The organism is Kitasatospora sp. NPDC093558, assembly GCF_040683475.1.
Classification (GTDB): Bacteria; Actinomycetota; Actinomycetes; order Streptomycetales; family Streptomycetaceae; genus Kitasatospora.
On the sequence record NZ_JBFBDY010001088.1, the window covers coordinates 1 to 1,577 of the forward strand.

At 69.9% G+C, this 1,577-nt stretch carries 2 protein-coding genes; both read right to left on the reverse strand.

The window, feature by feature from the left end; genetic code table 11:
* On the reverse strand, nt 1-415 hold a 415-nt coding region (locus AB0O00_RS38730; protein WP_363659370.1), incomplete at its 3' end, for a class I SAM-dependent methyltransferase.
* On the reverse strand, nt 412-1,577 hold a 1,166-nt coding region (locus AB0O00_RS38735; protein WP_363659371.1), incomplete at its 5' end, for a radical SAM protein. The genes AB0O00_RS38730 and AB0O00_RS38735, both read right to left, overlap by 4 nt.

Consider the following 1,577-nt stretch of genomic DNA (forward strand, 5'->3'; position numbering starts at 1 on the left):
GGGCGGCGGCCGGCTTGTCGGGGAAGGTGCAGAGCGCGCACTCGCAGACGACGGCGTCGAAGGACCGGTCAGGCAAGGGGAGGTGTTCGGCGTCGCCGAGCCGAAAGGTGACGCGGTCGGCGAGACCCGCTTCTTCGGCGGCTTCACGTGCCCGGGCGACCGACTGCTCGCCGAGGTCGACACCCACGACTTCGCAGCCGAACTCGGCGGCGAAGGTGAGCGCGGTGCTCCCTGGGCCGCTGGCCACGTCCAGGACGCGCGTACCGGGGCCGAGTTCCAGTAGGCGGCCGAGGCGGCGGGTGAGGCGCAGGCCGCCCGGGTGGTGGCTGGTTCCGAGGATCGCGGCGACGGCATCGGACTGATAGAGCGCGGCACAGCAGGACTTGACCCTCTCCGGGTCGGGCGGGGTCGTCATCGCAGGCGCCGTCCGATGTCGGTCGAGTCGCGGGCGGCCGTTCCGCCGTCCCGGGCGATCCGCGAGCCGTGCGGGGAGAGCCGCAGGAGGGGCTGGAGTTCGGCGGCGTTGGGTACGACATCGGCGACCGGAACGCCGGTGAGCTGTTCGCGGACCTGTTCGCGGTAGCCGACGGAGTTGTACGCGCAGAAGGGGATGATCCGCCCGTCGGGAGTGAGCATCTCGACGCAGCACTTCATCAGGGTCCTGACGTTCAGGGTGTACGGGTCCTGGAAGTCCTGGACGACCACCATGAAGGCCTTGTCGGCGACCTCGCGCAGCGCCTTGGGGAGGTCGATCCCGCAGGTGGCACAGTCCAGTTGGGCGGCGGTGGTGGAGGTGCCGGGGAATGCGGAGGCGGACCACAGTTTCTCCAGTGCCCCGCGCAGGCCGGGTTCGGGCAGGGCGCGGTTGGCGATGTAGTCCAGGTAGTCCTCCAGGTGGACGAGCCGGGTCAGTGGGACGACGTCCCGACCGTCGGTCAGCAGGTAGCTGATGGAGCGGCAGGACGGGAAGCAGCAGGGGACGGGGAAGAAGTCGTCGGCCCCGAGCAGGTCGGGCAGTTGGTCCGCGACGGCCTGGATGACGTCGGAGTTGGTCAGTCGGGTGAGCGGGTCGAATTCGAGGTGCCTGCCGGAGTGGGTGACGGGCTGCAGGACGACGCCGTGCACGGCCGGGTGTTCGAGGCCGAAGCGGACGATGGCGCCGACCTCGTGGTCGTTCAGGTCGCGTTCGATGGCGGCTGCGAGCATGACGCGCAGGCCTGCGGCGGCGCAGGCGTCCAGGGCGCGCTGCTTGAGCTCGCGCAGGTCCTTGCCTCGGATGGCCAGATGGGTGGCGGGGTCGAAGCCGTCGAACTGCAGGTAGACGATGACGTCGCGCTCGGCCAGGGCGGGTGCGAACCGGCTGTCGGTGGCGAGGCGGATGCCATTGGTGTTGAGGACGACGTTGGCGATCGGGCGGGCGCGGGCGGCGTCGATGAAGTCAAGGATGTGCTTGTGGATGCTGGGTTCGCCGCCCGAGAACATCACCACCTCCGGCTCGCCTTCGGCGGTGACATAGGTGTCGAGGGCCTTCTCCACCTGGTCGAGGGTGAGCGAGAAGCCGTCTCGTTGGTGGCCGG